We start from the raw sequence: 7455 nt of genomic DNA, 5'->3' as shown, positions 1-7455 counted from the left end.
TTGGCCAGATCGACACCGCTGCCATCCGCCTTAACGCGGACTTTCACGTTGTAGTCGATCACACGTTTGACAGGTACAAGCACCTTCATTTGCGTGGTCTCCCTTCAGGTGTTTAGGGGGCGCGAAACGACTCCCCCGAATACTATCCGCCCTTTGTTATAATCTTGCGCGGCGCGGAAACAGGGCAAAATCGTCACGTTAGCGCCAACCGACGTCGCGTTCTTCGGTTTCGGGGCCGAAGTTCATGGAAAAAATCAGGTCAGGGACAGAACAAAGCTAGAAAAGGGTGGGCCGGGGTCGTATCCGGTTAAAAGAGAAGACCATGATGTTCATTGTTCCGCCGCCTGAAATCGTCGACATGCCGGAGCTGGCCATCATTGGCCTTGGCGGGGAGTATTGCCTTGATACCCGGGGCGAAATTCCCAAGCTGTGGTGGCTGCTGCAAACCGAACGGCAGCCGATTCACCAGGGCGTCAGGGCGACGACCTACGGCGTTTTCCAAACCGTTCCGCCGGGCGCGACGTTTTCCTATTACGACCGGTTCTTCTACATCGCGGGCCTGGCCGCCGAGCCAGACGAATCGGAACGGCCGCCGTTTCATGCGGTGACCCTGAAAGGCGGGCGCTATGCGGTGTTCCGCTTCACCGGGTCCTATTCCGAAATGACGCAGGCCTTCGACGCGGCGATCCTGAACTGGCTGCCGCAAAGCGATTGGCAGCTGGACGACCGCGAAGTCGTCGAATGCTATCCGGGTTACAAGCTTAGCGAAAAATCCCTGCCGGTGTTCGAGGTCTGGCTGCCGGTGACGGAAAAGACCTGAGCGGGGCGGGGCGCGCGGATCAGCGGTTGGCGCCCGGCACCCACAGGATATCGGCGCGGCCGTAATCGTTGGCCAGCCGTGCCGCGACGAAGAACCAGTCGGACAGCCGGTTGAGGTATTTCACCGCCGCCGGGTTCACATCCTCGATGCTGGCCAGTTCCACCGACAGCCTTTCGGCCCGGCGCGCCACTGTGCGGCACAGGTGCAGGTGCGCCGACAGCGGCGACCCGCCCGGCAGGATGAAGCTGCGCAGCGGTTCGAGGTTCTTGTTCATCACGTCGATTTCGGATTCCAGCCGGACCACTTGGGCTTCGACCATGCGCAGCGGCGGGTATTCGGCGTCCTTGTCTTTCTCCATCTCCGGGCGGCACAGGTCGGCGCCCAGATCGAACAGGTCGTTCTGCATCCGGCCCAGGGCCTCGTCGATGTCGCCCTCGGCATGCAGCCGCGCCAGGCCCAGCGTGGCGTTCAGTTCGTCCACCGTGCCATAGGCGGCGACGCGCGGAGAATGTTTCGGCACCCGGGTGCCGTTGCCCAGAGCGGTGTCGCCCTTGTCGCCGGTCCGGGTATAGATCTTGTTCAGCACAACCATCGTATCAGCCCCCGCGCCGCAGCCAGACGAACAGAAGGATCAGCAGTACCGCCACGAATTGCGCCGCGATTCGCAGCCGCATGATCTTGTTGGCGTATTTGCGATTGAAATCGCCACCCTTGGCGAAACCGCCAATCCCGATCATCAGGATCACCACCACGCCCAGGCAGGCGGCAGCGACAACGTAGAAAAGCGGATCGTCCTTCATCCGGCATGGTCCTTTTGATTGCTCCCCCTCATGTAATGGCATGGGCGGCAAAAGCGAACGGTTAATTTGGTCGCGGCGCCCAGCACGATTGACCTCTGGCCTGACGGCCGGCCGCGCGAGGCGCGCCGGACCCGGCGCGATGATCCTCAGCCCTTGGCCAGCAGCCAGTCCAGCGCGCGGGCCGGCAGGATCCGCCGCAGCCCGCCCATCAGATAGGTCGGTGTGGTCACGTAATAGCGCGGCCGGGGATTGTCGCTTTCCAGGATGCGGATCAGCTTGGCGGTGACGGCAGAGGCGGGCAATTCGAAGAAATCGGTCTTGCCGCTGTCGTCATAGAGCCGCTTGAGCAGCTTGTCGCGGTACTGATCCGCGCGGGGGCTGTTTTCCCAGTCGATCCATTTCTCGAAATGCGGGACCGAGTTCTTGCGGATCTTCGACGTCACCGGCCCCGGTTCGATCAGCACCACCTTGATATTGGTGTCGCGCATTTCGACCCTGAGCGTGTCGGTCAGCCCCTCCAGCGCGAACTTGGTGGTATTGTAAGCGGCCCGCCACGGCGCCACCACCAGCCCGAGGATCGAGGAGCAGTTGATGATATGCCCGTGCCCCTGCGCCCGCATTACCGGGATTACACGCCGGGTCAGGTCGTGCACGCCGAAGACGTTGACCTCGAAAATCGCGCGCAACGCGCCGCGCGGCAGGTCCTCGGCGGCGCCGGGGCAGGCGAAGGCGCCGTTGTTGTAAAGCGCGTCCAGCGTGCCGCCGGTGGCCGCCAGCACCTGCGCCAGCGCCTGTTCGATGCTGGCCTCATCCGCGTAATCCAGCTGCACCGTTTCCAGCCCTTCGGCCGCCAGCCGGTCGCAATCTTCCTGCTTGCGGCAGCCGGCGAAGACGCGCCAGCCATGCGCCTTCAGCCCATGCGCCGCGTCATAGCCGATGCCCGAGGAACAGCCCGTGATCAGAATGGATTTCGCCAAGGTCCCGCCCTCGTTCCGTTGCCGGACAAGAGCTAGGCGATTTGCCCCGTGGGTTCAATCGCCGCGGTTGCGGAAGGGCCGCATATGCGGCGAATTGGCGACGCCATGCTCTTGTCGCGCCTGCGCGGCAGGGGTACACAGCATCTATGAGCGATCTGACCGAAGACCCCAACATGGACCCGCTGGAAGTGGCCGAGCCTCTGCGCCGCGCCATTGGCGAACGCTATCTGACCTATGCGCTGAGTACGATCATGCACCGGGCACTGCCCGATGCGCGTGACGGGCTGAAGCCGGTGCACCGGCGCATTCTCTACGCGATGCGCGAATTGCGGCTGTCCTCCAACGGGGGCTTCCGGAAATCGGCCAAGATTTCCGGCGACGTGATGGGCAATTATCACCCGCATGGCGACGCCGCCATCTATGACGCGATGGCGCGCCTGGCGCAGGATTTCAACGTCCGCTACCCGCTGGTCGACGGCCAGGGCAACTTCGGCAATATCGACGGCGACAACCCGGCGGCCAGCCGATACACCGAAGCGCGGATGACCGCCGCCGCCGAGGCGCTGCTGGACGGGCTGAACGAAGACGCGGTCGATTTCCGCGAAAACTATGACGGCACGCTCAGCGAACCGGTTGTGCTGCCGGCCGCCTTCCCTAACCTGCTGGCCAATGGCGCGGCGGGGATCGCGGTGGGCATGGCCACGAATATCCCGCCGCATAATATCGAGGAACTGATCGGCGCCTGCCTGCACCTGATCAAGACGCCCGATGCGCGCGACGAGACCCTGCTGAATTACGTGCCCGGCCCCGATTTCCCCACCGGCGGCGTGATCGTCGAGCCACGCGAAAACATCGCTCAGGCCTATCGCACCGGGCGCGGATCGTTCCGCCTGCGCGCCAAGTGGGAGGTCGAGGATCTGGGGCGCGGCACCTGGCAGATCATCGTGACCGAAATCCCCTACCAGGTGCAGAAATCCAAGCTGATCGAAAAAATCGCCGAGCTGATCCAGACCAAGAAGGTGCCGATCCTCGCCGATGTACGCGACGAATCGGCCGACGATATCCGCCTGGTGCTGGAACCGCGGTCGAAAAACGTCGATCCGCAGGTTCTGATGAACATGATGTTCCGCAGCTCGGACCTGGAAATCCGCTTCTCGCTGAACATGAACGTGCTGATCGACGGCGTGACGCCGAAGGTATGTTCGCTGAAGGAAGTGCTGCGCGCCTTCCTCGATCACCGCCGCGACGTGCTGCAGCGCCGCTCGACGCACCGGCTGGAAAAGATCGATCACCGGCTGGAAGTGCTGGAAGGCTTGATCATCGCCTTCCTGAACCTCGACCGGGTGATCGACATCATCCGTTATGACGACGCGCCGAAAGACGCGCTGATGGCGGAAAACTGGGGCCTCAAGCGCGCCCGCGCCACGTCAGAGGCCGACTACGTTTCGCCGCTGCCCAGTTCGGGCGAGGGCGAGCTGTCCGAGGTCCAGGCCGAGGCGATCCTCAATATGCGTCTGCGCAGCTTGCGCCGGCTGGAGGAGATCGAGCTCAACCGCGAACGCGACGCGCTGCTGGCGGAACGCGAAGGGCTGCTGGCGCTGCTGGGCAGCGAAGAACTGCAATGGGCGAAGATCAGCGAAGAGCTGAAGGAAACCCGCAAGCAGTTCGGCCGCGATTACCCGGGCGGCGCCCGGCGCAGCCAGTTCGCCGAGGCCGTCGAGGTCGCAGAGGTGCCGCTGGAGGCGATGATCGACCGTGAACCGATTACCGTGGTCTGCTCAACGATGGGCTGGGTGCGCGCGATGACCGGCCATATCGACCTGACCCGCGAGTTGAAGTTCAAGGATGGCGACGGGCCGCGCTTCATCTTCCACGCGGAAACCACCGACAAGCTGCTGGTCTTTGCTTCCAACGGGCGGTTCTACACGATCCAGGCTTCCAACCTGCCCGGCGGGCGCGGCATGGGCGAGCCTTTAAGGCTGATGGTCGATCTGCCCAACGAGGCCGAGATCATCGACATCTTCATCCACCGTCCCGGTCGCAAGCTGCTGGTCGCGGCAACCGACGGCAATGGTTTCATGGTGACCGAGGACGATGTTCTGGCCCAGACCCGCACCGGCAAACAGGTGCTGAACGTCAAGGACGAGGTGAAGGCGCAGATCGTGCGCCCGGTGGAGGGCGATCACGTCGCCATCGTCAGCCAGAACGGCAAGTTCCTGGTCTTCCCGGTTGCCGAGCTGCCGGAAATGACCCGCGGCAAGGGTGTGCGGCTGCAGAAATACAACATGGCGCGCGGCCGCCAGGGCACGCTGGAACTCGATGGCGGGTTGTCGGACATCACCACCTTCACTTGGGACGAGGGGCTGAGCTGGGAAATGGGCGGCGGCAAGACGCGGCACGAACCCGACATGTCCGACTGGCTGGGCAAGCGCGCCGGCGTCGGCAAGAAGCCGCCCTACGGCTTCCCGCGCAGCTTCAAGTTCAGCTAAGCGTTGCGAAATTGTGCGCCTTCGGCGCGCATGTTTGTCTCGTCTCCGGCCTGCGGCCTCCGCCTCGGGGCTGCCTCCGGCGGGGATATTTGAAAACAGGAGAAGCTAAGGGGGCCCCTAGACCGCTTCCGCCTGCAGCCAGACCCCGCCTTCGGGGCGCAGGGTGAGGATCATCACCGGGTCCGGATCGCGCCCGGGCACCGGGGTGAAGCGGAACCGGGCCAGCAGGGTGGACAGGATGATCACCGCCTCCTGCAGCGCGAAGCTGGCGCCGATGCAGATGCGCGGCCCGTCGCCGAAGGGCAGGTAGCTGTAGCGCCGGATCGCCTTGCGGTCGGCGAAGCGGTCGGGGTGGAAGGCATCGGGATCGTCCCAGTGCAGGTGGCTGCGATGCAGCGCGTAGATCGGCAGGATCACCGTGTCGCCGGGGCGCACCTCGCGCCCGCCCAGCGTGTCGGGTTTCAGCGCGGTGCGCGACACCATTCCGGCAGGTGGATAAAGTCGCAGCGCTTCCTCGACGATCATCCTGGTATAGTACAGCTCCGCCAGGTCGTCGGCATTGGCGGCGCGGGAGCCCAGCACCGATTGCGCCTCTGCCCGGGCCTTGTCCTGCGCCTGCTGGTCGAAGGCGGCGAGGTAGAGCGCCCAGGACAGCGTCAGCGCCGTGGTTTCGTGCCCCGCCACGATGAAGGTCAGCAGGTTGTCGCGCAATTCGCCGGTGGACATCCGGCGCTTGGTTTCAGGGTCTTCGCCCTGCAACAGAAGGTCCAGTAGGTCGGGCACGCCCGCGTGGCCCTCGCTGCGGCGCGCCTCTATGCTGGCATCGGCGAAGCGCTTCATCTCGGCCAGGTAGCGGCCCGAGACCAGCCGCGCCGGGCGCGGCACCCAGTCGGGCAGGCCGAGGATGTCGAACAGCGAAACCCGCCCCGCCGCCGCGATATAGCTGTCGATGGCGCGGTGCACCGCATCGCGGTCAAAACCGCCGCTGCCGGAAAAGGTGACGTCGCCGATCACGTCGAATGTGGCGCGGACCATTTCGTCGGCCATGTTGACCGCCCTGGGGCCGCTTTGCGCCACCCGCGCGCAGGCGCGTTCCGCCGCGGCGGTCATGATCGGGGCCAGGTTGGTCACGTTGCGATGGGAAAACACCGGGGCGGCGGCGCGCCGCTGCCAGCGCCAATGCGCCCCTTCGGCGACGAACAGGGATTCGCCGATCGCCGGGCGCAGCAGGTTCTTGGTGACCAGCGATTTCGGGTAATCGTCCAGCCGGTCCAGCAGCACGCGGCGAATCGCGTCGGGGTCCATCACCATGTGCCAGCGCTTGCCGGTCCTGCCGCTGACCATCGGTTGTTTCGTTGCGATGTCGGGGATGATCGACAGCACGTTGCGCCGCGCGGCGTTGAGGCTTTGCAGGATGCTCATCGGTTCGCGCACCAGCGGGACGCGGACAGGGATCGGCGGGGTCTGATGCATGGCGGGCCTCCTGTGAGTGTCAATATAGGTGGCCCTGGGCCCGGCGGCAAAGCGGCGCGCGCGGATTGCGCGGCGCGGCGCGGCGGTCTATGCCATGTCAACGGCAGAAGAAGGAGTTGCCCATGCTGTCCCGTTTCGCCGCGCTGATCGCGCTTTTGCTGGTCACCGCCTGCACCAATGCCAACGACCTGGACGAGGCGCCGGTCGGGCTGGGCGATTTCCGGCTGGGCCACGATATCGTCATCGCGCCCAAGGTGGTGAAGGGGCCGCTGTCGCGCGACGCCAGCGAAGAGGAATGGCAGGCGGCGCTGACCGCGGCGATCGGTGAGAGGTTCGGCCGCTACGAGGGCGAGCGGCTGTATCATTTCGCCACCTCGGTCGAAGGCTATGTGCTGGCGCAGCCCGGGATTCCGGTGGTGGCATCGCCGAAATCGGTGCTGATCATCAATTTCACCGTCTGGGACGATTCCAAGCGCGCCAAGCTGAACGAAACCCCCGAACAGTTCACCATCATGGAAGCCCTGTCGGGAGAGACCGTGCTGGGTTCGGGGCTGACCCAGTCGAAAGAGGTTCAGATGCAAAATCTCAGCCGCAACGCGGCCAAGGTGATTCAAAACTATCTGGTGAAAAAACAGGAAGAAGAGGGCTGGTTTGCCCCGCAGGGGGCAGTTGCGGAGTGAAACCCGCCCAAAGCCGCTGAAATATGGCGTTTGGCGGGGGGGCGGCGACAATGCAGCGCTTGATTTTCCTTTCCAAAACCAATAAACGGCCCGCGATGACCAACCCGGGCCGCAGGGGCCCCCAAACACGAGGCGCCTTTTAAAGATGGCAAAGGAAAAGTTTGAGCGTTCTAAACCGCACGTTAACATCGGCACGATCGGCCACGTTGACCACGG

Annotated in this window: 7 protein-coding genes and 2 pseudogenes; 4 read left to right on the top strand and 5 right to left on the bottom strand. The window is 64.3% G+C overall.

The window, feature by feature from the left end; genetic code table 11:
* Positions 1 to 89, bottom strand: a pseudogene (locus tag GR167_RS19945) (electron transfer flavoprotein subunit beta/FixA family protein); the annotation flags it as partial.
* Positions 90 to 322: 233 nt separating this feature from the next.
* Here GR167_RS19945 and GR167_RS19940 point away from each other — a divergent pair.
* Positions 323 to 820 carry a GyrI-like domain-containing protein gene (locus tag GR167_RS19940; protein ID WP_160975505.1) on the top strand — a complete coding sequence of 166 codons (498 nt, stop codon included), beginning with the start codon at positions 323 to 325 and terminating at the stop codon, positions 818 to 820.
* A gap of 19 nt (positions 821 to 839) precedes the next feature.
* Here GR167_RS19940 and GR167_RS19935 read toward each other — a convergent pair whose 3' ends face one another.
* The 3 genes from GR167_RS19935 to GR167_RS19925 all read right to left on the bottom strand — a co-directional run bounded on the left by GR167_RS19935 (position 840) and on the right by GR167_RS19925 (position 2597).
* Positions 840 to 1412, bottom strand: a complete 573-nt coding sequence (locus tag GR167_RS19935; RefSeq protein ID WP_160975504.1) for a cob(I)yrinic acid a,c-diamide adenosyltransferase — start codon at positions 1410 to 1412, stop codon at positions 840 to 842.
* 4 nt (positions 1413 to 1416) lie between these two features.
* Positions 1417 to 1620 (bottom strand): twin transmembrane helix small protein, encoded by a 204-nt coding sequence (locus tag GR167_RS19930; RefSeq protein WP_160975503.1) that lies wholly within the window; start codon positions 1618 to 1620, stop codon positions 1417 to 1419.
* A gap of 146 nt (positions 1621 to 1766) precedes the next feature.
* Complete coding sequence (locus GR167_RS19925) at positions 1767 to 2597, bottom strand: SDR family NAD(P)-dependent oxidoreductase (RefSeq protein WP_160975502.1); 831 nt, start codon at positions 2595 to 2597, stop codon at positions 1767 to 1769.
* 146 nt (positions 2598 to 2743) lie between these two features.
* Here GR167_RS19925 and GR167_RS19920 point away from each other — a divergent pair, with 146 nt between their 5' ends.
* Complete coding sequence (locus tag GR167_RS19920; protein ID WP_160975501.1) at positions 2744 to 5086, top strand: DNA topoisomerase IV subunit A; 2343 nt, start codon at positions 2744 to 2746, stop codon at positions 5084 to 5086.
* Between the two features lie 117 nt (positions 5087 to 5203).
* Here GR167_RS19920 and GR167_RS19915 read toward each other — a convergent pair whose 3' ends face one another.
* Positions 5204 to 6559 carry a cytochrome P450 gene (locus tag GR167_RS19915; protein WP_235916113.1) on the bottom strand — a complete coding sequence of 452 codons (1356 nt, stop codon included), beginning with the start codon at positions 6557 to 6559 and terminating at the stop codon, positions 5204 to 5206.
* A gap of 122 nt (positions 6560 to 6681) precedes the next feature.
* Between GR167_RS19915 and GR167_RS19910 the strand changes: the two genes are divergently transcribed.
* Positions 6682 to 7239 (top strand): hypothetical protein, encoded by a 558-nt coding sequence (locus tag GR167_RS19910; protein ID WP_235916105.1) that lies wholly within the window; start codon positions 6682 to 6684, stop codon positions 7237 to 7239.
* A 145-nt stretch (positions 7240 to 7384) separates the two neighbouring features.
* Positions 7385 to 7455, top strand: a pseudogene (locus GR167_RS20450) (GTP-binding protein); the annotation flags it as partial.

The sequence above is a fragment of the Thalassovita mangrovi genome (assembly GCF_009857745.1).
In the GTDB taxonomy this organism is placed as follows: domain Bacteria; phylum Pseudomonadota; class Alphaproteobacteria; order Rhodobacterales; family Rhodobacteraceae; genus Thalassobius; species Thalassobius mangrovi.
This window is presented reverse-complemented; position numbering and strand designations above follow the sequence as displayed.

What these genes read in the sequence shown, in the direction of transcription:
- GR167_RS19930 (WP_160975503.1), bottom strand. Translation starts at nt 1,620, where the DNA reads ATGAAGGACGATCCGCTTTTCTACGTTGTCGCTGCCGCCTGCCTGGGC.
- GR167_RS19940 (WP_160975505.1), top strand. Translation starts at nt 323, where the DNA reads ATGATGTTCATTGTTCCGCCGCCTGAAATCGTCGACATGCCGGAGCTG.
- GR167_RS19935 (WP_160975504.1), bottom strand. Translation starts at nt 1,412, where the DNA reads ATGGTTGTGCTGAACAAGATCTATACCCGGACCGGCGACAAGGGCGAC.
- GR167_RS19915 (WP_235916113.1), bottom strand. Translation starts at nt 6,559, where the DNA reads ATGCATCAGACCCCGCCGATCCCTGTCCGCGTCCCGCTGGTGCGCGAA.
- GR167_RS19910 (WP_235916105.1), top strand. Translation starts at nt 6,682, where the DNA reads ATGCTGTCCCGTTTCGCCGCGCTGATCGCGCTTTTGCTGGTCACCGCC.
- GR167_RS19920 (WP_160975501.1), top strand. Translation starts at nt 2,744, where the DNA reads ATGAGCGATCTGACCGAAGACCCCAACATGGACCCGCTGGAAGTGGCC.